Genomic DNA, 26,456 nt, shown 5'->3' on the forward strand with positions numbered 1-26,456 from the left:
CGTGCGATGATCGGCCGATGACCGAGTTCGGCTGCGCCCGCTGCTCCGGCGAAGACGCCCTGACCGCGCTGGCGTTCTGCACGACCCGGCTGAACAAGACCCATCGCCTGGTCGAGCGGTCGCACTTCAGCGTCTCGCTGCGCCGGTGCCCGGAATGCGGGCAGTCGTTCGCCACGATCTTCACCGAGTTCGTCGACTGGGCGGGCGGCGAAGCCGCGCAGTACTTCGACTTCGTCCCGCTCACCACCGCCGAGGTGTCAACGCTGGCCGCGCAGGGTTCCCGCGTCGACCTCGCCGAGCTGGGCGCGCTGGGCAGCGTCCGCCGCCGGCTGTCCTCGAGCTGGCCGACGGGCGGCGAGAAGGAGATCGCCTGGCGGACGGATCCCCTTTCGGTGCGCGAGGGTCACTGACCTGCCAGGCGGAGGATCGCCGCGGCACTGCGGTCGACGTCGGCTTCCGTCGTCGCCCAGCCGGACACCGAGATCCGCAGGTACCGGCGGCCGCGCCAGGTGGTGCCGCCCAGCCAGCACGTGCCGTCGTCCTGGACCGCCCGGATCAGGGCGTCGGTGTCACCGCCGAAGGACACCAGGACCTGGTTGAGGACGACGTCGTTGGCGATTTCAGCCCCGCCGTCGGCGAGGGCCCGCGCGAAGCGGCGCGTCAGCCGGCAGCACCGGTCGACGAGTTCGGCGACGCCGTCGCGGCCCAGCTCGCGCAGCGCCGCCCAGACCGCGAAACCGCGGGCGCGGCGCGACGACTCCAAGGTCAGATCGCCCATGCCGGACACCTCACCGGCGCCGGTGAGGTACGCGGCCCGGTAGGCGATCGCCGCGGCGTGGACGTCCGGGCGGGCGCAGAAGACGAAACCCGAGTCGTACGGGACGTTCAGCCACTTGTGCCCGTCACACGCCCAGGAATCGGCGAGTTCGACGCCGTCGAGGAGCGCCCGGGTTCCCGGGTTGGCCGCGGCCCAGAGCCCGAACGCGCCGTCGACGTGCACCCAGGCGCCGTGCCGGTGCGCGGTTTCGCAGGCGGCGCGCAGGTCGTCGCACGCGCCGGTGTTGACGTTCCCCGCCTGCAGGCAAACGATCAGCGGCCCGGTGCCGGCGGCGCAGACCCGCGCGAGGTCTCCGACGTCGATCGCGCCTTGCGGGCGGGCGGCGACCGGTTCGACGGCGCGGGTGCCGAAGCCCAGCAGCCGCACGGCGCGGTCGACGGTCGCGTGCCGTTCTTCGCTCGCGACGACGCGGACGCGCGGGCCACCGGCGAGCCCGTCGCGTTCCACGTCCCAGCCGGCTTCGGCGAGCACGTGGTGCCGGGCCGCGGCGAGGCCGGCGGTGTTCGCGGCCTGGCCGCCGGTGACGAACCCCGTGGAGGCGTGCGCGGGGAGGCCGAGCAGGTCCTTGAGCCAGGAGCCGGCGACGGCTTCGGCGGCGGCCGCGGCGGGTGAGAGGACGGCGTTGAAGCCGTTCTGGTCCCAGCCGGCGGCAAGAACATCGGCGGCGGTGGCGGCGGGGAGCGCGCCACCGATGACGAAGCCGAAGAACCGTGGCCCGGCGGTGGCGACGAGCCCGGGTTCGGCGGCGCGGGCGAGGTGTTCGAGCACTTCGGACGGTGGGGCCGGGCGCGCCGGGAGCGGGCCGCCGAAGGCGGACCGCAGGGCGGCGGGGTCGACGGGCGGGGCGACGGGCCGGTCCGCGAGGGTGGCCCGGTAGCCGGCGGCGAGCTCGGCGGCGCGGGCCAGGAGGGCGTGCATCTCGTCCACGAGCCGACTCTAGGCCGCGTTCGGCGAGCGGGCGGTGGAATTCGTGGCCGGCGCCTGGCGACCTGCTAGGCGGCCTTCGGGTGAGCCGCTCGGCGGTTCTCCCGCGCCAGCTCCACCGTCTCCGCGATCCGGCGCTGCCGGGTCTCCGGGCGCTTGGCCCGCGCGATCCACTCCAGGATCATCCGCCGCGACGAAGGCGGGAACCCCTCGAAACACCGCAGGGCCACCGCATCCTCCTCGAGCGCACTCCGCAGATCCGCCGGCACCACCCCGTCCTGCGCCTCGGCCAGCACGTCCCACGTCCCGGTCCGCCGCGCCAGCTCGATCACCGCCTGTCCCGCCGGGGTCATCAACCCGGCGGCCGTCAGCCGCGCCACCCGCTCCCGGTTCACCCGGCTCCACGTGCTCGCCGGCTTCCGCGGCGTGAAACAGAGGTAAGTGCTCTCCGCGTCACGCCGCAACGCCTTGCTGTCGATCCACCCGAAGCACAGCGCCTGCTCCATCGCCTCGTGGATCCGCACGCCCGGCACCGCACTCGCCTTGCGCCGGATCACCAGCCACACCGACTCCTGCGTCGCACCCGACGCCGCCAGCCACGACCGCCACTCCGCGGCCGATGTGACCTCGAGCACCGCGACACCTTCGATCTTGTCCATGTCCTCATCATCCGCGCTTAAGTGCTCACCTTCTGAGCACTTAAGCGCGGGAACAATCGACGGTCTCCCGGCGTAGCGTCCTGGTATGGAAACCCCGTTGAGCACCGACCGGCTCGTGATCCGAGACTGGACGCCTGCCGACGCCGAAGCCGCGTTCGCCATCTACGGCGCGGAAGACGTCACGCACTGGCTGACCCCGGCCATGGACCGCGTCGGCGACATCGGCGCGATGCGCGCGGTGCTGCACGCCTGGCAGGAAGCCCAGCCGAACCTGCCGCCGCCGCGTGGCCGGTGGGCCGTCGAACGCGAGGAAGACGGCGCGGTGATCGGCGGCCTCGGCATCCGGCTGCTGCCGCCGTTCGAAGAGGACCTCGAGCTGAGCTGGCAGCTGGCCCCGGGCGCCTGGGGCAAGGGCTACGCGTCCGAGGCGGCGACCGCGCTCATCGAGTGGGCCTTCACCCAGGACACCGAAGAGCTGTTCGCCGTCGCGCGGCCGAACAACACGCGCGCGATCGCGGTCGCCAAGCGGCTCGGCATGCAGTGGGTCGGCGAGACCGACAAGTACTACAACCTGCGGCTGCAGGTGTACCGGATCCGGCACACCGACCTCATCGACTGACCGGCGCCGGAGATCCGGAGTCTGGCAAGGTGGGCGAGCATGACCCGCCCCGAAACCGCCGCCGAGGTCTTCGACGCGCTCGGCACCGGCTACGAACACGCCTTCCGCACCGCCACCGGGCAGCGAGCCGCCATCACCGATCTGCTCGCCGCCCTGCCGCCGGGGGCGAAGGTGCTCGACGTCGGTGCCGGCACCGGGCGGCCGACCGCGGAACTGCTGGCCGCCGCCGGGCACGACGTCACCGGCTACGACGTCGCCCCGAAGATGGTCGAGATCGCCCGGAGCCAGGTGCCCGCCGCGCGGTTCGAACTCGGGGACATGCGCGAACTGTCCTTCGAGGACGCCACCTGGGACGCCATCACGGCCTTCTTCTCGATGCTGCAGCTCCCGCGGGCCGAGCAGGAAACCATGATCGGCCGCCTCGCGGCCTGGCTGAAGCCCGGCGGCCTGCTCGTCTTCGCCACCGTGCCCGCCGACGTCGACGGGGTGGACATCGTCTTCATGGGCCACCCGGTCCGCGCGTACAGCTTCGCCGCCGGCCCGCTCAAGGAGCGGCTGGCGGCGGCGGGCCTCGAGATCGTCCGCGCGGACGAGGCCGAATTCGTGCCCGACCACCCGGGCGCCACCCCGGAGCCGCACGTCTACCTGACCGCCCGCAAACCGGGCTGAGCCGTCAAGCCCCGGCGACGTCGATCACCCGAAGGACATGAATTTTGCTCAACTTCGTGCATATCCCGGGCGGCGCACCCGAGCTAAGGTGAGGGATGGGCATCGAAGCTCTGGCCAGACCGGTACCTCGCGAACACCGCGAGCTCGTGCGCGAGATGCTGGCCCGGCTCCCCGAGTTCGCCGATCGCCTGGCCCGGCTGCTCAGCGAGCAGGACGAGTTCTACCGGCAGATCGAGGCCGTCGCCCCCGGCGAACTGCGGCAGGTGTGCCGGGCCAATCTCGAACGCGCCCTGACGGCGCTGGCCGAAGGCCGCGGCCTCGCCCTCGACGCCGCCCGCAAGACCGGGCTGGCCCAGGCGCGCCGGGGCATCCCGCTGCCCGCCGTGCTGCGCGCGTTCCGGATCGGCGGCACCTTCGTCTACGAAGGGCTCCTCGAACTCGCCGGCCCGGAGTTCCTGAGCCCGACCCGGACGATCGAGATCAACTCCTACGTCTGGAAGGCGATCGACCTCTACTCCGACGCGCTGACCACGGCGTACGAGGAGGTCGCGGCCGAGCCGTCGCACGCGAACGCGCGGCTGCTGGACGACCTGCTGCGCGGCCGGCTCGCCGGCCAGGCGGACATGGAAGCCGCGGCCCGCGACCTGGGCCTGCCGACCGCGGGCATGTTCGTCGTCGTGGTCACCGAGCGCGTCGAGCCGGACGAGCAGGACTCCGTCGAGGCGCTGCTGCGGGCGCGGCGCTGGCGGTCGGCGTGGCGGCCCGGCGGCGAGGCGGGCCTGGTCGCGATCGACCGGATCGAGGACGTCCGGCGGCTGCGTGAAGTGCTGGGTTCCCTGCCCGTCGCGGCCGGGATGAGCAAGCCGTTCAGCGGCTTCCCCGACGTCCCGGACGCCCTGCACCGGGCCCGGATCGCCCGCCGCTCGCTGCCGGCGGCGACCGCGGGCGTGGTGGTGTTCGGCGATTCCCCGGTGACGACGCTGGTCGCGGCCGCGCCCGGGATGGCCCGTGACGTCGTCCGGTCGGCGCTGGCCGGCGTGCTCGCCCTGCCCGGCGCGGAACGCAAGGTCCTGCTCGACACGCTGCTGGCGTGGTTCGCCGGCCACGGCTCGGCGAAGGAAGCCGCGGACCGGTTGTTCGTGCACCCCAACACGGTCCGCTACCGGTTGCGCCGCGTGCAGGAGCTGACCAAACGCGACCTCACCGACCCGGTGGACATCGGCGAGCTGTACGTCGCGCTGGAGTCGGTGCGCCTGGACCCCGAGCCGGATTGATCGTCTTTCGATCACTACCGATTGACTTTCGATAGGAAGCGCGCGATAGTCAGCGCATGGTTACCGAGAAATGGGCCGTTGCCGCGCTCAGATTCTTCCTCGTGGTGCTGTTCGGCGTCCTCGTCGTGTTCCAGACGATGTCGCTACCGGGCGGCATCGCCTACCACGCCCAGCAGAACCCGCACGACGCGCCGCTGCGCTGGCCGCTGACCGCCATCGCGGTGTTCCTGGTGCTGTGCGTCCAGGTGGTGGTCGTCGCGACCTGGAAGCTGCTGACGCTGGTCAAGAAGGACCGGATCTTCACGACCGCGTCCCTGAAGTGGGTCGACGCGATCGTCTGGGCCATCGCCGCCGCGTGGCTCGTGGTCGCCGGCATGCTGCTCTTCGTCGGCTTCAACGCCGACGACCCGGGGATGCCGATGCTGCTGTTCCTGGTGACCGTGGCGATCACCGTGCTCGGCCTGCTGATGGTGGTCATGCGCGCCCTGCTGCGGCAGGCCACCACGCTCCGGTCCGACATGGAAGCGGTCATCTGATGCCGATCGTCGTGCGCATCGACGTCGAACTGGCCAAGCGCAAGATGAGCGTCGGGGAGTTCGCCGAGAAGGTCGGGCTGACCCCGGCGAACGTCGCCGTCCTGAAGAACGGCCGGGCCAAGGCGGTGCGCTTCAGCACCCTGGAGGCCATGTGCCGGGTGCTCGGCTGCCAGCCCGGCGACCTGCTCGAGTGGGTCGAAGACGAGACTTAGCCCAGGTCGGCGGGCCGCACGCGCAGTTTGGCGGCGATCCGGGCGAGCGCCTGCCGATCGGCCGCGGTGAGCGGGTCGAGCACGTCCAGGACACTGCGCACGTGCGTCGGCGCGGCCCGCTCGACCACGTCGAAGCCCGCGTCGGTGAGGGTGACCAGGGTGTACCGGCCGTCGTCCGGGTCGGGCGAGCGCCGCACCCAGCCCCGCTGCTCGAACCGTTTGACCACATTGGACAGCCGGGACAGGGAACCGTTGGCGAGGAAGGCCAGCTCGCTCATCCGCAGACGGCGTTCCGGCGCTTCCGAGACGTGGCTGAGCGCGAGGTACTCGAAGAGCGTCAGGCCCGCTTCGTGCTGCAACGGCGCCTCCAGCCGTCCCGGGAGCAGCAGGATGAGCGAGACCAGCCCGGTCCAGGCTTCCTTTTCGGCCGGGCTGAGCCAGCGCGGGCCTTCGCCTCCGTGATCCGTGGCCATGGTGGCACCCTATCCACCTCCGGGTGACTTCATGCTTGAAGTCATGCTACGTTGACTTCAAGCATGAAGTGAATCGAAGGGATCCCCATGTTCTACGTAACCCCCGGCTACGGCCCCCGCCACCTCGCCGCCCTGCACTACAGCCAGGCGGTCCGCATCGGCGACCGGGTGGAGATCTCGGGCCAGGGCGGCTGGGACGACGACACGGTGTTCCCGGCCGACCTGGAGGAGGAGATCGTCCGGGCCTTCGACAACGTGGAGCGCACACTGGCCACGGCGGGCGCCACCTGGGCCGACGTGGTGGCGGTGGATTCGTTCCACATCCCCACGGCACCGGACACCATCGGCGACGACCACACCCGCGTGATGGTGGAGCAGTTCCGCAAGCGAATGGGCGACCGCGCGCCCATCTGGACCCAGATCGGAGTGGCCGCACTGGGAGCACCGGGCATGCGAGTGGAGATCCGCGCAACGGCGGTCGTCGGCCAGCCCTGACCCACCCGCCCCGCTCGCCCCGCCCGGCTCGCCCCACCCGGCTCGCCCCACCCGCCCCGCTCGCCCCGCCCCGCCTCGCAGAGTCCGGCTTCCCGAGCCCAGCGCGGCCCTGCCCGCCCCAGCGCCGCGGCCCGGCCCGGCCAGCCCAACGCACCCCTCCTCGACACGGCCCCACTCGGCCCCGCCCAGCGCGGCGGCGCCCCTCCAGCGCCCCAATGTGGCCTTCGGTGCGTTCAACGCACCCAATGTGGCCTTCGGTGCGCTCAACGCACCCAAGGTGGCCTTCGGTGCGCCCAACGCACCCAATGTGGCCTTCGGTGCGCTCAACGCACCCAAGGCCACATTGGGGCGCTGGAGGAGGCGGGTCGGGCTGGGCTGGGGGCCGGACGGTGGGGCTAAGCCGCGTCGGCCTCGACCAAGCTGGCCAGCTCCAGCAATGCTCCTTCGAAGCCCGGGCCTGCCGTGAGCGCCACCGTCAGGGGGCCGCCGCGGCGGTCGCGGCCCACCGGCAGTGCCACCGCCGGTTCTGTCCACTGGGGACGGTCCACCGCGGCCGAAACGACCACGTCCGGCCGGGGCGGGCGGTGCCGGCGGCCGCCTGCGTCGAGGTCGAGCACCACGTTTCCGTGCAACGACAGCAAGGCCGCCACGTCCGCCACCGCGTCACGCAGCTCGCGGTCGGCGATCGAGTCGGAGTGGGCGCCGATGGCCGGCCGGGCCGGGCCGGTGTCGCGGGCGAGGCGGGGCACGATGGCGCCGAGGTCGCCCGAGGCGCACGTCAGCACCCGGATGCCGGGCACGCCCGCCTGGGGGTCGGTCAGGCTGATCCCCGCGCTCGCGGCGGCCGCCACGATGCGGGCCCGCCAGCGCGCGGTCGCCGCGATGGCGACCATCGATGGGTCCTGCAGCAAAAGGGGAGCTCTCCTTCGCGGTCCGGCGCGGCGGCGTGGGGATGGTCCGATGGTGAGCCCGCGCCCGTTGTGCCCGGGAACAAACATGTTTGGCCGCTTGGTCCGAACGGGCGTGCCCGTGCCGCCTTCCGGTCGCACCGGATACCTGTGACCGCCGGTCACACTTTGACGCGCGACGTGGCGGGGGCCACTATCCGTGCACCTGATTACCGCCGGGTAATTTGGCTGTCCGAAGTACGACCCAGGAGGACCGTTGCGACGAGCTTTGGGCCTGATCTTGCTGGCACTGGGGGTCTTCGCGGTCGCCGGGTCGGTGCTGCTGCCGACCTACGTCTACCCGAAGCTCGCGAAGGTGCCGCTGGACCAGGATTCGACGTCGGTGCTGGAAGGCACCGCGAGCAAGGTCCTCGCCGTGACCGACAAGGGCACCGGCCCGGTCACCGAGATCCGTGAAAACGCGAAGCTGACCGCGACCGCCCGCGTCCAGGCGAACTTCGCCCGGCCCGAGATGCGCGAGGGCACCGACTACGCGGTCTGGCTGCTCGCGGTGCAGGTCAAGGACGACCTCGACGGCACAGTGGTCAGCGCGAGCAAGCGGCAGGTCTGCTTCGACCGGCGCACCTCCGAGGGGTACGACCCGCGCGGGGACGCCGACCCGAAGTGCACCAGGGAAAGCAGTTACGTCACCCAGCTGAAGGACAAGGCCGACAAGGACGGCGAGAAGCCGCCGGAGCAGAACATCTACCAGGCCCAGCCCGGCCTGAACTTCAAGTTCCCCTTCGGCACCGAGCAGCAGGACTACCAGGTCTACGACGACAACACCGGCAAGGCCGTCACCGCCAAGTTCACCGGGACCGAGGAGGTGAACGGGATCGAGACCTACAAGTTCGTCCAGAACATCCCCGACACCAAGCTCGAGACGAAGTCGGTGCCCGGCTCGCTCGTCGGCGCCGCCGACTCGAGCATCGACGCGGACCTGTACTACCGCGGCATCAACACGATGTGGGTGGAGCCGGTCACCGGCGTCCAGGTGAAGCAGCAGCAACAGCAGCACCAGGAACTGCGCCCCGCCACCGGCAACCCGACCGTCGTGTTCGACGGGACGCTGGCCTACAACGCCAAGACGATCGCGCAGATGGTCGACCAGATCAACGAGAACAAGGGCAAGCTGCAGTTCCTGTCGAGCACCGGCCCGCTGTGGCTGGGCATCGGCGGCGGCGTGCTGATCGTCGTGGCGGGGTACCTGCTGCTCCGCCGGCGTCCGGCCGCCCCGCCGGCCCCGCCGCGGCGGCGACGGGAACCGGTGGGAGCCGGGCGCTGACTTCCCGAGGGGGTCCGGGTGGCAGCGCCCCCGGCCCGGGGCGAAGCCCCGGTTGTCACCGCTTTCTAAGCACCAGGACCAGATTCCAAGAGGCTATTTCACGGAGGCCGGGAATCCGCACGATCCACATCGCCCAGCTCGGGTGGTACCGCGGATACCCGGCCACCAGATCGGCGAGCGGCGTCGCCTTCGCCCACCGGAGCGCGGCGCCGACCGAAACCGGGAACAGGCTTTCGCCGAATTTGTTCTTCGGCTGCTTCCCGAATTTCTCCACGTAACGCCGCCGGGCGTAATGACCGCCGAGGAAATGCCAGGGCGCGGTCTCGTGGCCGCCCCACGGCGAATACCACGGCGTGAACGACGCGAAGACCGTGCCGCCGGGCTTGGTCACCCGGCACATCTCGTCGAGCATGACCCACGGCTCGGAGACGTGCTCCAGCACGTTCGACGAGTAGCAGATGTCCACGGATCCGCTGCGTACCGGCAGTTCCGTGCCGCTGGCGCGGATCATGTTCTCCCCCGGCTCGCCGCGGGCGGACAGCTCGCCGACGTCCGGGTCCAGGCCGAGGTAGACCGCGCCCGCCGCCCGGAAGGCGTCGGAGAAATAGCCCGGTCCGCCACCGACGTCGAGCACCGTGCACCCGGACAGCGGAGCGTGCGCCGCCAATTGCCGCACGGAGTCCGCGGCGAGCGCGGAATAGAAGCCGTCCGGGTCGCTCTGCTCAGTGAGGAATGTCCGGAACAGGGTCACGGAACGACGGAGTGTGGCGCGATGCGGCTGCGCCGTCGCGACGAGAACCGGATTACCTACCATTGAACCGTCGCTTTCCCGAATACGTTCATCTAAGGTGTACGCACCGGTAACCTAGCACCGTCGCCAAAGTTTGGATAACCCCGATGGAACGTCCTCGTGTGCTCCTCCTCAACTGGCGCGACACCGGCCACCCCGAAGGCGGCGGTTCGGAGCGGTACGTCGAGCGCATGGCCGAAGGCCTGGCCAGAGCGGGGTACCGGGTCGAAATCCAGTGCGCCGCCTACCCGGGCGCGTCGGCGGGCGAGTGGCGCGACGGCGTCCGCTACCGGCGGCGCGGCAACAAGTTCGGGGTCTACGCGCACGCACTGCGCGCAATCCGCCGGGCCCGCGCCGATCTCGTGGTGGACGTGCAGAACGGCATGCCGTTCTTCGCCCGGCTGGTCGCCGACTGCCCGGTGCTGGTGCTCGTGCACCACGTCCACAAGGAACAGTGGATCAGCGCGCTCGGCGAGACGCTGGGCCGGATCGGCTGGTGGATCGAGTCGCGGCTGGCGCCGTGGCTGTTCCGGCGGTGCCGGTACGTCACGGTTTCCGAGGTCACCAAGGCGGAGCTGGCGGAACTGGGCATCGGGCGCGAGCGCGTCACGGTGGTCCCGAACGGCCTCGACGCACCCCCGCCGTGCGCGTCCGAGCGGGACAGCGAGCCCACGCTGGTCGCGGTGAGCAGGCTGGTGCCGCACAAGCGGATCGAGCACGCCATCGACGTCGTCGCGCGGCTCGCGCGGCGGTGGCCGTCCCTGCGGCTGGAGGTCGTCGGCCAGGGGCCGTGGGACGAAGTGCTGCGCGCGCACGCGGCTTCGCGCGGGGTCGCCGACCGGGTGGTCCTGCACGGCTGGGTCGACGAGCAGGCGAAGCACGAGATCCTCGCGCGTTCGTGGCTGCACCTGTGCCCCTCGGTCAAGGAGGGCTGGGGCATCGTGATCATGGAGGCCGCGGCGCACGGCGTGCCCTCGGTCGCCTACCGCGCCGCCGGCGGCGTCACGGAGTCCATTGTGGAAGGCCGGACCGGGCTGCTGGCCGACGACTTCGACGATTTCACGGACCGGGTCGACGGCCTGCTCGCCGACGGCCTGCGGCGCGCGGAGATGGGACTGGCCGGCGCCGAGCGGGCCGGGCGGTACAGCTGGGACGCGAGTGTCGGCCAGTTCGCGTCACTGGTGCGGGACGTCTCCGGACGGCCGGTTCCCCGCCCCCGCACCCTGGTCCCGTACCGCGTCCCGGAACTCGCCCAGGAGCCGAGCGGCCGCGGCCGCGTCGAAGTCCTTGCGGCGGGCCCGCACGGTGACCGTGGTCTTGCCGCCGGTGGTCGCCGCGCCGAACGCCACGCCTGAGCGGCCGCTCGCCGCCGGGTAGAACGCCAGCGACCGCACGGTGTCCCCGGTGGACACCACGCCGAGGTTCGACACCAGGAACGTCGAACCGAGCCTGCTCGCCAGCAGCCGGGTGCCCAGCCGGGCGAGGCGGCTGCTGCGGGCCGGGAAATCGGGCTCCGGCGGCTGGGCCGCCAGCACCGCGGCGACGTCCGCGCCGCGGCCCAGCCGCAGCCGGAAGAACGCGCTGTCGTGCACCGGTTCCGGCGCGGCACCGGGCCTCCGCGACGCGCCCAGTGCGGCCACGACGCGGGCGGTCCGGGCCCCGTGCGCGCGGTTCCAGCGTTCGGTGGCGCTCACGGCCGCCGCGACGAACCCCGCGGCCCCGAGCCGCAGGCCCGGCTCGTGGCAGGCCACGAAGACGTCTCCGATGGCCTCATGCCCACGATCGGGCGTGATCCGACCTGGCGGCGCGAAAAGCGCCTCAGCGAGCCGCTGGAGGGCCGAAACGGCAAAGGGTTTGCCGCCCGTCCGCTCGCCGATCCCCCGCGCCCCCGAGGAAACCGGGACGTCGAGGAGGATGCCGAGCAGGGAAAGCAGGCCGAGGCCGTCGAGGGCGCCGTGGTGCGCGGCGATGAGCAGAGTGGAGTCACGGACGGCGACGCGCACCAGAGGCGCGCCGCGTTCGTAGGGCGCCGAAGCGAAGCGATCCCGGACGGCCGCCAGGTCGTCGATCCGCTCGATTTCCGGCACGGCACCGAGGTGCGGGTACTGCTGGACCGCGGCCGCCAGCCGGGCCCGGAGCTTCTCCGGTTCCGGTGCGGCCGCGCCGAATTCCGCTTCGAGGAGGATGCTCCAGGAAACGGTGGGGTCGCCGTAGAGCCCGACGACGCGGTGGGCGTGGTCGGAGGCGAGCCGGGTCACGCGTCAGCGGTCCCCGTAGAGCTTGAGCGGGTGGTCGGCAGGGTTGTACTTCACCTGCGCGTTGAGCTTCTGCTGCACCGGAGCGGCGGTGTCCGGGTCAGCGGACGTGATGAGGGCGAAACCCCCCGCTGTCGCCGCTCCGCCGCCGATGATGACGGCGACGATCGCGCCGATGACCGTGCCCACGAGTCACTCCTTCCGCGGCGGGAAAATCCTGCCGCGGCCCAATGTACGCATCGGTAACATGCGGCACAACACTGCGACGCACAGCAACGCGAGCGCTACTCCGTTCGCCAGCAAGGCGGGCGTCCACGAGATCGCTTTCACCGCAGGCACACCCGGCGTCCGGTACAGCGTCAGCCAGTCACCCGACCACACCCGCGTGGCGTCGGCGAGCAACCGCGGGTCGACGTAACCGGGCGTTCCGTGTTCGACGAGGATCCAGCCGATGCCGGCGGCGGTGAGCTCCCGCGCGGACGTCGCGGCGCGGACGTCGCCGATCCTCGGATCCTCACCGGCGATGCGTTCGGCGCCGACCTGCAGGGTGTCGTCCATCAGCACCGGTTTCGGCAGCACGCGCGGCGCCGGGTCGAGCTGGGTGCGGCCGTCGTTCCAGGCGAACCCGCGGAACGCCGAGAGCGGCAGCGCCAGCACGTCACCGGGCCGGTCGTCGAGCTTTTCGGACACTGCCGCCCAGTCGGCCGGGTACTGCGCGGTGGCGAGCCGCCCCCAGCCACCCCACGCCAGGTCCGGCATGGTGAGCAGCGGGAAGACGACCGCCGCCGCCACCAGGGCGACGCGTCCCTGCCCGGTTTTCAGCTTCGCCGCGGCGGCTTCGACGGCCAGCGCGAAGCCCAAGGCGAGCGGCAGGGCCCACCACGCCACCCATTTCTGGGCGTCACGCAGCAGTCCGGCGCCGGGCAGGTACCGCGTTGCGGCGGTGAGCAGCGTTTCGCCGCCCGGCAACGTCGCCAGCGAAGCCAGGAACACGCCCAGGACGCCGAGCGCGGTCAAGGAACGGACCGGCGCCTTCCCCCACCGCTGCGCGAGCGGCCACAACCCGGCGACCGCGAGGGCGACGACGATGAGCGTCAACACGGGAACCAGCGGCACCGCCCGGCTGCCGGGCACGGTTTCGGCGTTCCAGATGCCCCCGAGCCCCAGCACGCTCAGCAGGGCGGGGCCCCAGCTTTCGGCGCGGGCGCTGAACGCCGTGACGCCGTCCGGGTCGGAAAACGTGCCGCCGGCGTTGAGGAACGTCGGGACCAGCCAGGGCAGGTTGAGCACGATGGCGAGCGGGATCGTCTGCCAGAGCCGCCGCGAGCCGGCGGCCACGACCATGACGGCGGCCGCGAGGACACCGCCCGGCGGGGTCAGCACGGCCGGGGCGCAGGCGATCACCAGCTTCGGCAGGGACCGGGGTTCGTGGTGGCGCGCGGCGAGCCCGGCGCCGACGATCCACGGCAGGGACGCGTACGTCAGCAGCAGCGGCCAGTGCCCGATGAACAGCCGTTCCGCGAGGTACGGCGTCCAGGCGTAGGCCGTCGCCGCGACGAGCCGGGTGCCCAGGTGCTCGGTGGGCACGAGCCGCCCCGCGCCGAGTGCGGCGAAGAAGATGGCCAGGAGCAGAACGAGCTTCTGGACGATGTCGCCGGGCAGCACGGTGGTGGCGAGCGCGACAGCGGCGTCGGCGGGGACCGAGCGCGGCAGCGTGCTGCCGACCCCGAAGGCGTCCGGCACGAAGTACTGCCGTGGCGCGAACACCATGTCGTAGCTCAGGACGAACCCGCGGCCGAGCAGCGGCGCGCAGACGGCGAACGCCAGCGCGGCGGACAGCACGGGGAGGGCCGCCCGCCTGCTCGGTGCGTTCACGGCCCTTCCTTTCCGTTGCGTGCGCGGTTATGGTCGCTGGTCATTACCCACCGGTAACGGGAGCCCGCCGTTGAGCGTAGACACCGAAGTGCCGGCCCGGACCGGCAACCGGGTCGCGGCGATCCTCGTCTCGCTCGCGCTCGCGGGCAACAACGCGGCCAGCTACGTGCTGAGCCTGGCCGCCGCGCGGATCCTCGCGCCCGCCGCGTTCGGGGAGCTGAGCTCGCTGCTCGCGGTGCTGGTGATCGGCGTCGTGCCGGCGATGGGCCTGCAGACGGTGGTGGCCCTGCGGGTGGCGCGATCGCCTTCGCTGTCCCAAGGGTCGTTGTTCGCGCTCGGCCTGGTGACGAGCGCGATCGTCGCGACGACGGCGTTGACGCTGAGCCCGTTGCTGGTGCTGTTGCTGCACCTGGGATCGCTGGCCCCGGCGCTGCTGGTGACGGCGGCGCTCGGGCCGTTGACGCTGCTGGGCGTGTTCCACGGGCTCCTGCAGGGCAGCCACCGGTTCGCGGTGCTGTCCGGCCTGATCGCGCTGGAGGGTGTGGCCAAGGTCGGCGGTTCGCTGCTGGGCCTGGTCGTCTCGGGGTCCCCGACCGGAGCGCTCGCCGGGGCGGCGATCGGTTCGCTGGCGGTGGTGGTGGCGGGCTGGCAGCTCTGCGGCCGCCCGCGGCCCCGCTGGGCCGACCGCCACGGCGGCGAGGTCTTCCACACCGCGCAGGCGATGCTGGCGCTGGTGCTGCTGGTGAACCTGGACCTGGTACTGGCCCGGCACACGCTGCCGTCTTCGGAGGTGGGCGAGTACGCGCTCGGGGCGATCGTCACGAAGATCGCGTACTGGCTGCCGCAGGCGGTGGGCGTGCTGGTCCTGCCGCGGTTCGCGGTTTCCGACCGCCGCCGCCGGGTGCTGCCGGTGGCGCTGCTGGTGTGCGGCGGCCTGGACGCGGTGGTGCTGCTGGTGTCGCTGGTCATGGGCCCATCGCTGCTCGAGGTGATCGGCGGCGCCCGGTACGCGGGGAGCACCACGTCGGTGTGGCCGTTCGCGCTGGCGGGCTCGCTGCTGGCCCTGGTCCAGATCCTGCTGTACGCCCGCCTGGCGGACGGCGACCGCCGCGTGACGGTGTTGATGTGGTCGGCGGTCGCCGTGGAGACGCTGCTGATCACGACCTGGCTGCACGGCTCACCCACCCAGGTGGTCACGGCCGCGGCGTGCACCGCCGGAGCGTTGGCCGCGGCAGGCGCCCTCCTGGAGTTCCGCCCCCGCAATCCGGCCTGAGCAGCCCCCGTTTTCCACGCTACCGGCAGCCACCGACACTTCCGTGCGCCCAACGCACCCAATGTGGCCTTCGGTGCGTCCAACGCACCCAATGTGGCCTTGGTTGCGTTGAACGCACCCAATGTGGCCTTCGGTGCGTTCAACGCACCGAAGGCCACATTGGGGCGCTGGAGGAGGCGGGTCAGGGGTGGGGTCAGGGGATGGGGTTGGTGGGGTTTTCCTTGCGGGTGAACCAGTCCACGCACGTTGCCACCGTGGCGGCCGCGGCCAGCAGCAGCGCCGCCTGGGTCACCGGGCCGTACGCCCACTCCTGGCCGTGGCCCAGTACCCGGCCCGTCACCGATACCGCCGCCGCCACGGCCATGCCGCCGAACGCCAGGAACCTCGGGGCCCGCTCCGAGAACTGGCGGGCCAGCAGGCAGGCGATCAGCAGCACCACCGGCAGCATCCCGCCCAGCACCACCAGCAGCCCGATCAGCGCCACCGGCACCAGTGTCCCGCCGCCCGCCGGGATCGTGAACCGGCGCCGGTGGGCCGGCCACGCCACGCCCACCAGCAACGCCAGCACCGCCGCCGCGCCGATCAGCAGGCTCAAGCGGTAGTGCTCGTCCGGCGTGAACGACAGTGACACCACGCCCCCCGCGCCCGCCGGGACGATCCACGCCTGCTGCCAGCCGTCGACCCGGGTGCGCGTCAGCTGCTGTCCGTCCATGGTGGCCGTCCAGCCCGCGTTCGCGTTCTCCGGGACCGCCAGCACCGCCTCCACGCCCGGCCCCACCGTCACCGACCTCGACGCCGCGCCCCAGTCGCCGACCTGCACCGCGCGGTGCACCGGCGGCGAAGCGGCAGCACCGGCCGGACGCAGCCACAGGTCCTGGACGACGAACGACTCCGACCGGTCCGTCCGCAGCTCGTGCCCGCCGGCCGGCAGCGCGATGCCGCCCTCCGAGTCCCGGCACATGCCCAGCGCCAGCGACCGGTGGGCGGTGATGTCGGACAGCTTGCCCTGCACCGACGTCCGGTAGTCGAGCCCGTCCAGGTGGACGTTCGGCCCCGAGCCGCACGGCACCGTGAACGCCGGGTCCGGTCCCGGCAGCAGGTTGTCGCTCCCGGACAGCGCAAGGCTGCCGATGCCCACCACCGCGCGCGCCGCGGGATCGTCGTCGTCGCCCGGCAGCGAGAGCTGCAGCTGGTCGGTGTCCAGCGGCTCGAAGGACGCCGACCCGCCCGCGTCGAGCTCCACCGACCGCGTCCCCGACCGGCCGGCCAGCTCCACCCGCCGCGGCGCGCGGGCCCCGCTGGACGGCGCCACCTCGATGTGCAGCCCCGAAATCCGCTTCGGTGCCGGCCACCCGAGCGTCAGCGCCGGCCGCAGATCGGTGACGTCGGGGCGCCACGTCGTGCCCGGATCGCCGTCCACGGCCGCGAAACCGGCGGCCGCCGGGTCACCACCCAGCTGGGACGTCGACGCCACGGTGACCCCGGGCAGCGACACCGGGTTGCGACCGCCGCCCGCCGGCAGCACCGAGCCGCCGACCAGGTACGTCTGCTCGGCCGACGTGCTGAACAACCGCCGGATCCCGTCGGGCTCCTCGCCGTCGCGGGCCGCCGCGGCGTCGCACCGGACGGTGTCGTCCACCGGCAGGCACGCGTACCGCGGCTGCGGGCCGCGCGTGAACACGAACCCGGGCGCCGGCCCGGTCGGCAGGTCGGCGGGCACTTCCAGGGCCCGCTGCGGCTCGGTACCGGGGATCTTCAGCTCCGCGATGCCGACGTTCCCGTCCTGCCGCCCCACCACCAGCGACAGCAGTGTGATCCGCACCTTGCGGGTGAGGCCGCCGGCGACGGAGTACTCGTGCGGCCCGGCGCCGCGGATCACCGGCTGGTCGACCGAGCCGTTGTCGGTCGTGATCCGGATCCGCGTCGGCGGCCAGCCCACCCGCAGGTCGTCCACCAGCTGCAGCTCGATGGCGTTCACCAGCCGCGGGGTGTCCAGCTCCACCTCGAGCCACTGGCCGATCGGCCCGGTGAACGACGACGAGTGCCACGCCGTGCGCGGGTCGCCGTCGATGGCGGCGAACGGCTGGTGTCCCGGGTCGGACCCGCCGAAGGCGTCCGCGAACGACGCCGCCGTCGACGCCGTCACCGAGCGGATGCCCCGGTAGGCGGCCACGGTCTGGTGTTCCTGGCCCGGGAACGGCAGCAGGTCGCCTGCCGCGCGCTGCTGGCGGTAGGCCTCGCCCGCGGTCAGGGTCTGGCTGAGGTTGTCGCGGACGCCGCCGACGTTCCGCTCGGCCCGGCGCAGGCCGTCGGTCACCAGCCGCGGGCCGCCGGGCGAGCCGCCGTCGCCGGTGAGCACGGTCGGCGTCGCCGGATCGAGCTGACCCGATTCGATCAGCGGCAGCAGGTTCTCCGGGCCACCGCTCACCGTCGGGACGTCCCTTGTGGACGTCGCCGTGGCGAGCGGCACCGGCTGCTGCACCTCGTAGACCTCGAGCGGGCCGAACGCGGCCGCCTTGGCGATGCCCGGCGAGCCCGCCAGCCCGGCACGCAGGGTCGCGATGGGCGGGGCCGCCGTCCGCTCGCGGTCGATGTCGTTGCGCAGCAGGAGGAACCGGTAGCCGGAGCGCGCGAGCAGCGCGGCGAGCCCGGGGTCGCCGCGGCCGTCGGCGAGTGCCGCGTCCACGGAGTCCATCAGCCGCGTGTTCCCTTCGGAACCCAGCGGCACCTGGTTGCGGACCGCCCACGGACTGCGTGCGATCGCCTGCGCGGGCTCGTCGACCGTGCGGCCCCAGTCGTATTCGCCGAACCCGGTGGCCGGCAGCAGCAGCGTCCGCGCGTTCGGATCGGCCTTGGCGACGTACCCGAGGGCGTCGTACCAGTAGCCGGGCACCGCGTCCCAGCCCGGGCCGGAGCGCAGGTTCAGCAGCCACGCCGGCGCGGCCATCACGAGCACCAGCAGCAGGCCCAGCGCGGGCCGCAGGAACCGGCGCGCGGACCGCACCCGGACCGGGGCGGCGATGCCGTGCACGAACGCCAGCATCAGCGGCAGCCGCAGCACCGGTTCGAACTTGTGCACGTTGCGCAGCGGCGCGAGCGGCCCGTCGAGCAGGTGCCGGACCTGCTCGGCCAGCGGGCTGTCGAGCGTGCCGACGTAGCCGATGGTCAGCAGGGTCAGCCCGGTGACCACGCCGAGCACGAGGAACCGCCGGTCCGGCAGGCCGCGGCGGGTCAGCCCGAAGAGGCCGACGCCGGCGACGAGCCCGGTCGCGAGCATCAGCACCGGGTTGTCGATCAGCGACCAGCCGCCCGGCCACCACGGCGTGCCCTGCACGACGTAGGCCACCCACTGGTTGGTCCCGCGCAGCACCTCGAACAGCGACATCGGCGCGGTCGTGTTCGTCGCGGACTCGATGTAGTCGAGGAACGGCAGGCTGTACTCGCCGAGCAGCAGCAGCGGCAGGATCCACCACAGCGTCGCGCCGACGACGAAGACGAACCACCACAGCACGAGCTCGACGTGCGCCCGCGTCCAGCGGCGGGTCAGCAGCCACAGTCCCGGCAGCACGAGGGCCATCACGACCATGGCGCCGTTGACCCCGCCCATGCACAACACGGCCAGCGCCGACAGCCCGGCCGCCCGCCGCGGCGAGCCGATCGCCCCGGCCCGCACGAGCGGCACCAGCACCCACGGCAGCAGCACCGCGGGCAGCATTTCCGCGGACAGGCCGCCGATTTCGGTCAGCATGCGCGGCGCGAGCGCGTACCCGAGCGCGCCGATCAGCCGGGTGCGCTCGGTGCCGATCTTCATCGCCCGCGCCAGCACCAGTGCGCCGGCGAACGCGGCCGACAGCAGGACCGCGCCCCACAGCCGTTGCGCGATCCACGCGGGCACGCCCGCGGCCTGGCACAGCGCGAAGAACGGGCCCATCGGGAAGAGGTAGCCGTACGCCTGGTTCTGCAGCTCTCCCGCGGTCGCCTGGGGGTTCCACAGGTGCAGGGCGCGGCCGAGGAAGGCCAGTGGGTCGACGGCGAGGTCGAGCTTGGTGTCGAACGTCGTCTTCCCCGGCATCTGCAGGAATGACAACGTGGTCAGGGCCAGCACGATCCAGGTGCTCGGGCGGCGGAAGAACGCGCCCACCGAGAACTTCCGGGCGCCGCCGGAGGGCGGGGCGTCGTCCCGGTTCCGTTCGCGGGTGGCGGTTACCATCCGGTAGATACTAGGCCGAAACCTGGCTACCATGTGCCGACGATTTCCCCGGCTCCCCGACTTCCCTGGGCAGGTACGCCATCACTACCGAACTGACGCCCGCCGGCTTCGCCGACGCGTGGGCACTGGCCGAGCCGGTCAAGGGCTGGATGACGCGCGCGCAGGGCGAGGCGCTGTGGCAGGCCGCGTGCCGCCTCGAAAAGGGCGACGTCGTCCTGGAAATCGGCAGCCACCAGGGCCGATCGACGATCGTGCTCGGCGCCGCGGCCCGCACGGTCGGGGCCACGGTGATCGCCGTGGACCCCTTCGTGGACGGCCGGCTGTTCGGCGGATCTCCGACGCGGCAGCTGTTCGAGCGCAACATCCGCCGGGCCGGGCTGGACGACGTCGTCGAGCTCGTCGCCGGTTACAGCACGAAACTGCGCCCTGACTGGGCTCGGCCCATACAGCTGCTTTACATCGACGGCAAGCACGACTACTGGACCTACACCGACGACCTGCGGTGGTCGGCGCACCTGCCGCCGGGCGCAGAGATCCTGGTGCACGACTGTTTTTCCTCCATCGGCGTCACGCTCGGCACGATCGCGAAGGTCCTCTTCGGACGGCGCTACACCTATGTGGACCGCGCCACCTCGCTGGCCCGGTTCCGGCTGGCGCCACCGTCCACGGCGGACCGGCTGCGCGTACTGGCGCAGCTGCCGTGGTTCGTGCGCAACGTCGGGATCAAGGTGCTGCTGCGGCTGCGGTTGCGGCCACTGGCCCGGCTGTTCGGCCACGACAGCCCGTACGACCCCTACTGAGTCACCGGCTTCCCGACCTCGATCTTCGCGACGCACACCGGCGCGCCCGGGCTGGACAGCCGCACGCCGATGTGGTCGAAGAGGCCGTCCACCGGCAGGTACAGCGAGTGCAGCCCGGCCTGGAACCACACCGGCGTCCGCTCGACCAGCCCTTCACCGCCGGCGGAGGTGAAGTAGTCGATCTTCAGCAGGCGCCGGCCGAGCACCGGCGTGTCGAGCGGCACGCGCACCGGCGTTTCGCCGACCGTGTACCCGCAGTCCGGCACCGGCCCCGGCACGCCGCGGGACTCCGCGGCCACGCCGGTGATCAGGTGGGGCGTGCCGGTGGCGTCGAGCAGGTGCATCCGGTTCGTCGGCTGGTCGAAGTGCGTTCCGGGCACCAGTCCGGCCACCCGGGACGCCTGCGAGTCCGCGCCGAACCACTCGTGGACGACATCGGACGGCACGAAGGTGTCGTAGAAGACGAGGTGCGGGTCCTCCGCCACGGCCGCCCGCACGTTTCCGAGGTACTGCCCGGAATGGTCGAACCGCATCGCCGGGGCGAGCCGCGAAAAGCCCACCGCGGAACTGACGAGCAAAAGCACGCACACCGCTAGCGCGATCGGCCGTTCACGTTTTCCGCCGGACGGCTCAGTTCCGTCCGGCGGCAGGAACGCGAACGCTCCGCAAAGGGCGGCCACGAACGCCAGTTCGGCGAGGTACCGCGGGTCGTCACCGGCGGCCGGGCCGACTTCGCGCAGCCGCGTCAACGCCAGCAGCCCGACGTCCACGGCGAACAGCAGCCCGAGCAGGGCCCACGCCCGCCAGGCCCGGCGCCCGCCGACGCGCGCACCGGCCACCACCAGTGCCAGTGCCGCGGCGAACAGCAGGACCACGACCGCGAACGGCGACGGCGCCCAGGTCGCCCCCGGGCCGGGCCCGGACCACGGCCCGCCGGCCAGCCCGGGCAGGAGGGTGTCGCCGAGCATCCGGCCGGTCAGGTCGGCGACCGTCCCCGCGGTCATCGGCGGGCCGCCGGGAGCGACCTGGCTCGACGTCAGCGCGAGGTAGCCGGCGACGAACGCGGCGAGCAGCGCCGCGTGCCCCGCCCAGTAGCGCCACCGGTCCCGGAAGGACTGTCCGAGCAGGACGGTCACCCCGGCCAGCAGCACCGGGACCACCACGGCCTTCTCGTAGAACGCGAGCCCGAAGAGCGTCCACGCGAACGCGCCGATCCACCACCGGCCACCGTCGCGCAGGTAGCGGACGTGCCAGTACAGGGCGCCGACGGCCGCGAGCACCACCGGCACGATCTGGACGCCGTACGCCCACCACAGCGTCGGGACCAGCAGCAACGTCGACGCGGTGAACACGGTGAACGGCACCAGGATCGCCCAGCGCCGTCCGAAGCAGCGCACCAGCAGGCACCAGAACAGCACCGTCGCCGCGGCCCGCATCAGCAGCAGCGGCAGCACCATGAGCGGGAAGTTCAGCGGCGCCCACCAGGTCATCACCGCCGCGAGGAAGAACCCGCCGGGCGTCAGGTGCCCGTGGTAGTCCTGGAAGAGGTAGCCGGGGTCGAACGGCCCGGCCACGGCGGCCCGGTAGGTCATGACGAAGTCGTCCTGGGCGAAGCTGCCGTGCAGGGCCGCCCACGTGTGCAGCGCGAACGGGACCACCCCGGCCACGAACGCGGCCAGGACCAGCGCGGACGGTCTTCGCACGACCCGTGGTGCGGGCTTCTCGATCTCCACCAACACGGGCGTCCTCACTTCTTGCAGGCGGGCGGCTGGCACATGAGCTTGCTCAGTGCCTGGTAGAAGACGTCGGAGATCTTGCGCGGGTCCGGCGTGGTGAAGGACTCGCCGCCGGTCGCGGCCGAGACCTGCCGCAGCTCGCTCGCGTCGATGTCCGGGCCGATGCCGATCCCGATCACGGGCAGCGGTTTCCGCGGGTCCTGCAGCCGCTCCAGCTCGGCGAGCAGGCCGGGCAACCCGATCGAGTCGTCGTCCTCGTTGCGGCCGTCCGTGAGCACGACGACGACGTTGATCCGGCCGAGCTGCCAGCTCTGCCGGGCGTTCTGGTACGCGGCGAGGATCGAGTCGTACAGCCCGGTCGCGCCGCCCGGCTTCGGCTTGACCGCCTGCAGCGTCGCCACCGCGCCCGCGGCCAGCTGCTCGGAGATCGACCGCATCGGCAGCAGTTCCTGGTAGTCCTTGGTGCCGGCCAGCTTGGTCGAGAACAGCCAGAGGCCGATCTCGGTCGTCGGCTTGAACAGCCCGAGCCCCTGCGTCGCGGCTTCGAGCGTCAGCGACATCCGGCTGCGGCCGCTGCCGGGCACGGTGGCGGCCATCGAGCCGGACACGTCGAGCAGCACCTGGACGCGGGCGCTGAGGTTCGCGCCGGCCCACGCCTGGAGCACGCCGTACACGGCTTCGGGGGCGGGCGGTCCGGCCGGGCGCGGTGCGGCGTCCGTGCGGGTGTCCCGTTGCCGGTCGCCGAGCAGCTGCCCGGACGGCGTCCGGAACCCGCCGTCGGCGAAGGTCTTGGTGGCGGTCTGGTCGAGCAGCAGCCGCAGGAACCGCTCGGCCGCCGAGCGCGAGGCCTCCGAAGCCCGCGGCAGCACGACGTACGGGTAGTCGAAGCCGGGCACGCCGGCGGCGGGGTAGGCGGCAACGAGCTTGCGGGCCAGCACGGACTGTTCCGACGCCGGCCAAGCGGTGTACGGCTGCTTCACCGCCGAGAGCTTGCGGATCTCCTCGGTGAACGCCGCGCCAGGGTCGGGGGCGTTCTTGGTCAGCTGCTGCAGGCCGAGCAGCGCGCCGATGGCGGCCGGGTCCCGGCCGGGGTCGGGCAGCCCGACCGGGCTCCCCGCGAGGACGTCCGCCCAGGACGGCGACTTCCCCGGCCAGCCGGCCCGCTTCGCGACGTCGTCGGTCAGCGCCAGCACCACCGGCGAGCTCGCCACCGGCTGGCCGGTCTCGGGCAGGTTCCACGCCCCGCCGTCGCGGGCCTGCAGCAGCCACGTGCTCGACTCCGGCACCCAGACGTCGGGACCGCTCGCGCCGTTGGACTCAAGGGCGGTCGCGGTGGCCGCCGACGGGCTCGCGGTGACCTCGACGGAGTAGCAGTCCCGCTCCGGGACGGTCCGGGCGAGCTCGGTCAGCACCGGCGCGATGTCCGGCGCGGCCGTGACGCGCACCGGGGTGGTGGTGTCGCAGCCGCTGCCGGCCAGCCGGTCCTTCAGGTAGTCGACGCCGGCCCAGGCGAGCAGGGCGACCACCAGCAGCGCGCTCAGGACGACGACCCGAGCGTCGATCCGCCGGGCCCGCGCCGGGTGTGCCGCCAATGCACGTCCTTCCCTCGTCAGGTGCTGGCAGCTTGCCAGCCGGGTGAGCGGGAAGCCAGTACCGGAAGCGGAACGTCACCATCGGCGCGTGAGCCGGCGGTCAAGGACGGGCCGGGTGCGGCCGTTTTGGTGATTCACCGTGCAGTGCCGCGCTTTCCGCTTGACGACCGGCTCACGCGGGTAATTGCACGATGGCGGACCGTAAAACGGTTTCGCCGTCCCCCGAACGGCGATGCGGCACCGAACGGAGGCCGAGCCCGTGCGCACGATGTACGACGCGGTGACGGCCGCGAACATCCCCGCCGACGCCCGGATGGTCGCGGGCTACATCGACCGGATCCAGATCCCGCCCTGGACGCCGGCGGACTGGGCGCGGTTCCCGAACGCGGTCAAGGTCACCATCGTCAAGAAGGCGGTGACGAACGACGGGCACGTCCTCGACGTCGAGCCCGGCAACGCCACCCCGGCCGAGGCGCCGGGCTGGGTCCGGATGCGCCGCGCGGCGGGCGCGGACCCGTCGGTCTACTGCAACTTGTCGACCTGGCCGTCGGTGCGGGCGGCGTTCTCCGCCGCCGGCGTCGCCCAACCGCACTACTGGATCGCCCACTACAACGGCGATCCCGCCATCCCGGCCGGCGCGGTCGCCAAGCAGTACCGCGGGAACGTCGCCCCGGGCTACGACGTGTCGTCCGTCGCCGACTACTGGCCCGGAGTGGACGACCCTTCGAGTGGAGTGGAAATCATGGAGCGCATCACCGTCACCCCGCCGAACGCCGCGGAGAACGCGGTGCGGGTGTTCCTGTCCGGCAGCCCCGGCGCGGCGGTCGTCATCCGCCCGCGGCTCGGCGGCGACGGCTTCGCGAAGCCGATGTGGGTCGGCGACATCTACGCCTGGGGCAGCGACCACCAGGGCGTCGGCCACAACCCCACCAAGACCCCCGGGTACAACTCGAAGCTGACGTCGCACCGGCGCTACGACCTGCCGGGCGCGGTGTGGGCCGACATCAACTACAGCGCGGCCGAGCCGTTCGAGATCGACATCGTCGGCTAGGCCTCACGCGGGCGGCAGTGCCCGGCACAGCGCGTCGAGCGCCGCCGGGTAGGCGTGCTCGGGCGGCGTCGCGTAACCGACGACCAATCCGTCCATTGTGGACATCGTGCTGTCCGGGTGGCGGAACGCGGCCAGGCCGTCGAGCGCCAGTCCCTGCCAGGCCGCGGCCTTCAGCGCCGCCTTTTCGGTACCCGGCGGGAGACGCAGCACGGCGTGCAGGCCGGCGGCGATCCCGGTCGGCGTCACGTGCGGTGCCCTCTCGGCGAGCGCCGTCACGAGCTGGTCGCGCCGTCGGCGGTAGCGCTGGCGCATGCGGCGGATGTGCCGGTCGTACGCTCCCGAGGTCAAGAACTCGGCCAGGGTGAGCTGGTCGAGCACGCTCGCCCAGGCTTCGCGCTCGCCCTTCACCGCGAGCACGGGGTCGACGAGGTGCCCGGGCAGCACCAGCCAGCCGAGGCGCAGCGCGGGCGAGAGGCTCTTGCTGACCGAACCGGCGTAGACGACGTGCTCGGGATCGAGGCCCTGTACCGCGCCGACCGGCTTGCGGTCGTAGCGGAATTCGCCGTCGTAGTCGTCTTCGATGAGCACGCCGCCGGTCGCGCGGACGTGCCCGACCACCGCGGTGCGGCGGTCGTGGTGCAGCGGCCCGCCGGTCGGGAACTGGTGCGCGGGCGTCAGCAGCACGGCCGGGACGTCGAGGTCTTCGACACGCGCGCCGCGTTCGTCCAGGGCCAGTGGGAGCGTCCGCACGCCGGCGGCGGCGAAGATCGAGCGGTGGAACGCGAGGCCGTAGGACTCGACGGCGAGCGGCCCCCGCAGCACGGCCGGGAACAGCAGCCGCAGTGCGTGCGCGAACCCCGAGCACACGACGATCCGCTCCGGCGACGTCCGCACGCCACGGGCCCGCGCGAGGTACTGGGCGAGGGCCTCCCGCAGTTCCGGGCGGCCGCGCGGGTCGCCCGGGCCGAAGGCGTCGTGCGGGGCCACGTTCAGGGCGCGACGGGCGGCGGCGAGCCATTCGGTGCGCGGGAACGACGTCGCGTCCGGCTGTCCCTGCCGGAGGTGGTAGGCCGGTTTCGGCGCACCCGGCGCCGGTTTCGGCGTCCGGACCGGTTTCAGCGGCTCGGCACGCTCGGCGACGCGGGTACCGGAGCCCTGGACGGCGGCGAGCCACCCCTCGGCGACCAGTTCGGCGTAGGCGTCGGCGACGGTGTTGCGGGCCAGCCCGAGATCGGCGGCCAGCGACCGGTAGGGCGGCAGCCGGGTGCCCGGGGCGAGCCGTCCGGCGCGGACGGCGTCCCGCAGGGCGGCGATCAGCGCGGCCCGCTTGCCGCCGGGGCCCGCCAGCTCGAGGTGCAGGTCGGCGCCGAGCCGCTCCCCCGAATTGACCCACTCTTTCGCCACGGAAATGCACCCTACACAAGGGTCAACCGGGCCCTAGATTTCTGGTCATGACGAACTCCCGCATCAACTTCGCCAAGACCGCCCCGAAGGCCTTCAAGGCCCTGATCGGCTTCGACGCCGCCGCCCGCGCCGGGCTCGACCCCGCACTGGTCGAGCTGGTCCAGATCCGCGCGTCGCAGCTCAACCGCTGCGCGTACTGCCTGCACATGCACACCTCGGACGCCCGCAAGGCAGGCGAAAGCGAGGAGCGGCTGCACATGGTCGCGGTGTGGCACGAGGCCGGCCGGTTCTTCAGCGAGAAGGAGCGGGCCGCGCTGGCGCTGACCGAAGCCGTCACGCTCGTCTCGGAGGGTGGCGTCCCCGACGACGTCTACGCCCGGGCGCTCGAGGAGTTCGGCGAGGCGGAACTGGCCCAGCTGCTCGCGCTGATCTTCACCATCAACACGTGGAACCGCATCGCCATCGCGACGGCGAAGGTGCCGGGCACGGACGAGCGGGTGACCCGGTAACCGCCCCAAGGTGGCCTTCGGTGCGTCCAA

Annotated in this window: 24 protein-coding genes; 13 read left to right on the forward strand and 11 right to left on the reverse strand. The window is 72.5% G+C overall.

Annotated elements, in window-relative coordinates:
* The first annotated feature begins 17 nt into the window (after positions 1–17).
* Positions 18–410: a hypothetical protein gene (locus ACLJQE_RS18080; RefSeq protein WP_410640409.1), complete on the forward strand. Its 393-nt coding sequence runs from the start codon at positions 18–20 to the stop codon at positions 408–410.
* Here ACLJQE_RS18080 and ACLJQE_RS18085 read toward each other — a convergent pair.
* Positions 404–1,756: a pyridoxal phosphate-dependent decarboxylase family protein gene (locus tag ACLJQE_RS18085; RefSeq protein WP_410640796.1), complete on the reverse strand. Its 1,353-nt coding sequence runs from the start codon at positions 1,754–1,756 to the stop codon at positions 404–406. The genes ACLJQE_RS18080 and ACLJQE_RS18085 overlap by 7 nt on opposite strands.
* 74 nt (positions 1,757–1,830) lie before the next feature.
* Complete coding sequence (locus ACLJQE_RS18090; RefSeq protein ID WP_410640410.1) at positions 1,831–2,421, reverse strand: YdeI/OmpD-associated family protein; 591 nt, start codon at positions 2,419–2,421, stop codon at positions 1,831–1,833.
* A gap of 85 nt (positions 2,422–2,506) precedes the next feature.
* On the opposite strand from ACLJQE_RS18090, the gene ACLJQE_RS18095 reads away from it, so the two are divergent.
* From ACLJQE_RS18095 to ACLJQE_RS18115, 5 genes are all read left to right on the forward strand, one after another.
* The gene (locus ACLJQE_RS18095; protein WP_410640411.1) at positions 2,507–3,040 is read left to right on the forward strand and encodes a GNAT family N-acetyltransferase; all 534 of its coding nucleotides are present in this window, start codon (positions 2,507–2,509) and stop codon (positions 3,038–3,040) included.
* 39 nt (positions 3,041–3,079) lie between these two features.
* The gene (locus ACLJQE_RS18100; protein ID WP_410640412.1) at positions 3,080–3,709 is read left to right on the forward strand and encodes a class I SAM-dependent methyltransferase; all 630 of its coding nucleotides are present in this window, start codon (positions 3,080–3,082) and stop codon (positions 3,707–3,709) included.
* Positions 3,710–3,804: 95 nt separating this feature from the next.
* On the forward strand, positions 3,805–4,983 hold the full coding sequence (locus tag ACLJQE_RS18105; protein ID WP_410640413.1) for a PucR family transcriptional regulator: 1,179 nt from the start codon (positions 3,805–3,807) through the stop codon (positions 4,981–4,983).
* 56 nt (positions 4,984–5,039) lie between these two features.
* On the forward strand, positions 5,040–5,519 hold the full coding sequence (locus tag ACLJQE_RS18110) for a DUF2975 domain-containing protein (RefSeq protein ID WP_410640414.1): 480 nt from the start codon (positions 5,040–5,042) through the stop codon (positions 5,517–5,519).
* Complete coding sequence (locus tag ACLJQE_RS18115; RefSeq protein WP_410640415.1) at positions 5,519–5,731, forward strand: helix-turn-helix domain-containing protein; 213 nt, start codon at positions 5,519–5,521, stop codon at positions 5,729–5,731. The genes ACLJQE_RS18110 and ACLJQE_RS18115 overlap by 1 nt, the downstream gene beginning before the upstream one ends.
* Here ACLJQE_RS18115 and ACLJQE_RS18120 read toward each other — a convergent pair.
* Positions 5,728–6,204, reverse strand: coding sequence for a MarR family winged helix-turn-helix transcriptional regulator (locus tag ACLJQE_RS18120; RefSeq protein WP_410640416.1), 477 nt, complete (start codon positions 6,202–6,204; stop codon positions 5,728–5,730). The two genes, ACLJQE_RS18115 and ACLJQE_RS18120, sit on opposite strands and share 4 nt — an antisense overlap.
* A gap of 87 nt (positions 6,205–6,291) precedes the next feature.
* Between ACLJQE_RS18120 and ACLJQE_RS18125 the strand changes: the two genes are divergently transcribed.
* Complete coding sequence (locus tag ACLJQE_RS18125) at positions 6,292–6,699, forward strand: RidA family protein (protein WP_410640417.1); 408 nt, start codon at positions 6,292–6,294, stop codon at positions 6,697–6,699.
* Positions 6,700–7,094: 395 nt separating this feature from the next.
* Here ACLJQE_RS18125 and ACLJQE_RS18130 read toward each other — a convergent pair whose 3' ends face one another.
* Positions 7,095–7,592 (reverse strand): hypothetical protein, encoded by a 498-nt coding sequence (locus tag ACLJQE_RS18130; RefSeq protein ID WP_410640418.1) that lies wholly within the window; start codon positions 7,590–7,592, stop codon positions 7,095–7,097.
* A gap of 271 nt (positions 7,593–7,863) precedes the next feature.
* On the opposite strand from ACLJQE_RS18130, the gene ACLJQE_RS18135 reads away from it, so the two are divergent.
* On the forward strand, positions 7,864–8,931 hold the full coding sequence (locus ACLJQE_RS18135; RefSeq protein WP_410640419.1) for a DUF3068 domain-containing protein: 1,068 nt from the start codon (positions 7,864–7,866) through the stop codon (positions 8,929–8,931).
* Between the two features lie 55 nt (positions 8,932–8,986).
* Here the strand turns inward: ACLJQE_RS18135 and ACLJQE_RS18140 are convergent, their stop codons facing one another.
* On the reverse strand, positions 8,987–9,682 hold the full coding sequence (locus ACLJQE_RS18140; RefSeq protein ID WP_410640420.1) for a class I SAM-dependent methyltransferase: 696 nt from the start codon (positions 9,680–9,682) through the stop codon (positions 8,987–8,989).
* Positions 9,683–9,843: 161 nt separating this feature from the next.
* Here ACLJQE_RS18140 and ACLJQE_RS18145 point away from each other — a divergent pair, with 161 nt between their 5' ends.
* Positions 9,844–11,076 carry a glycosyltransferase family 4 protein gene (locus ACLJQE_RS18145; RefSeq protein ID WP_410640797.1) on the forward strand — a complete coding sequence of 411 codons (1,233 nt, stop codon included), beginning with the start codon at positions 9,844–9,846 and terminating at the stop codon, positions 11,074–11,076.
* A gap of 906 nt (positions 11,077–11,982) precedes the next feature.
* Here the strand turns inward: ACLJQE_RS18145 and ACLJQE_RS18150 are convergent.
* Complete coding sequence (locus tag ACLJQE_RS18150) at positions 11,983–12,165, reverse strand: hypothetical protein (protein WP_043782061.1); 183 nt, start codon at positions 12,163–12,165, stop codon at positions 11,983–11,985.
* Between the two features lie 3 nt (positions 12,166–12,168).
* Positions 12,169–13,851 (reverse strand): hypothetical protein, encoded by a 1,683-nt coding sequence (locus ACLJQE_RS18155; RefSeq protein WP_410640421.1) that lies wholly within the window; start codon positions 13,849–13,851, stop codon positions 12,169–12,171.
* Between the two features lie 70 nt (positions 13,852–13,921).
* Here ACLJQE_RS18155 and ACLJQE_RS18160 point away from each other — a divergent pair, with 70 nt between their 5' ends.
* The gene (locus tag ACLJQE_RS18160; RefSeq protein WP_410640422.1) at positions 13,922–15,124 is read left to right on the forward strand and encodes an oligosaccharide flippase family protein; all 1,203 of its coding nucleotides are present in this window, start codon (positions 13,922–13,924) and stop codon (positions 15,122–15,124) included.
* Positions 15,125–15,317: 193 nt separating this feature from the next.
* On the opposite strand, the gene ACLJQE_RS18165 is transcribed toward ACLJQE_RS18160, so the two are convergent.
* A complete protein-coding gene (locus ACLJQE_RS18165; protein WP_410640423.1) occupies positions 15,318–19,334 on the reverse strand; it encodes an alpha-(1->3)-arabinofuranosyltransferase family protein in 4,017 nt (1,338 codons plus the stop codon).
* Between the two features lie 149 nt (positions 19,335–19,483).
* On the opposite strand from ACLJQE_RS18165, the gene ACLJQE_RS18170 reads away from it, so the two are divergent.
* Complete coding sequence (locus ACLJQE_RS18170; RefSeq protein ID WP_410640424.1) at positions 19,484–20,134, forward strand: class I SAM-dependent methyltransferase; 651 nt, start codon at positions 19,484–19,486, stop codon at positions 20,132–20,134.
* On the opposite strand, the gene ACLJQE_RS18175 is transcribed toward ACLJQE_RS18170, so the two are convergent.
* Positions 20,128–21,870, reverse strand: a complete 1,743-nt coding sequence (locus ACLJQE_RS18175) for a hypothetical protein (protein WP_410640799.1) — start codon at positions 21,868–21,870, stop codon at positions 20,128–20,130. The genes ACLJQE_RS18170 and ACLJQE_RS18175 overlap by 7 nt on opposite strands.
* An 11-nt stretch (positions 21,871–21,881) precedes the next feature.
* Positions 21,882–23,462, reverse strand: coding sequence for a substrate-binding and VWA domain-containing protein (locus ACLJQE_RS18180; protein WP_410640425.1), 1,581 nt, complete (start codon positions 23,460–23,462; stop codon positions 21,882–21,884).
* 259 nt (positions 23,463–23,721) lie between these two features.
* Between ACLJQE_RS18180 and ACLJQE_RS18185 the strand changes: the two genes are divergently transcribed.
* Complete coding sequence (locus tag ACLJQE_RS18185) at positions 23,722–24,513, forward strand: hypothetical protein (protein WP_410640426.1); 792 nt, start codon at positions 23,722–23,724, stop codon at positions 24,511–24,513.
* A 3-nt stretch (positions 24,514–24,516) separates the two neighbouring features.
* Here the strand turns inward: ACLJQE_RS18185 and ACLJQE_RS18190 are convergent, their stop codons facing one another.
* Complete coding sequence (locus ACLJQE_RS18190; RefSeq protein ID WP_410640427.1) at positions 24,517–25,917, reverse strand: PLP-dependent aminotransferase family protein; 1,401 nt, start codon at positions 25,915–25,917, stop codon at positions 24,517–24,519.
* Between the two features lie 47 nt (positions 25,918–25,964).
* Here ACLJQE_RS18190 and ACLJQE_RS18195 point away from each other — a divergent pair, with 47 nt between their 5' ends.
* A complete protein-coding gene (locus ACLJQE_RS18195) occupies positions 25,965–26,426 on the forward strand; it encodes a carboxymuconolactone decarboxylase family protein (RefSeq protein ID WP_410640428.1) in 462 nt (153 codons plus the stop codon).
* Positions 26,427–26,456: the final 30 nt, after the last annotated feature.

Source organism: Amycolatopsis sp. lyj-346 (assembly GCF_046548975.1).
Classification (GTDB): Bacteria; Actinomycetota; Actinomycetes; order Mycobacteriales; family Pseudonocardiaceae; genus Amycolatopsis.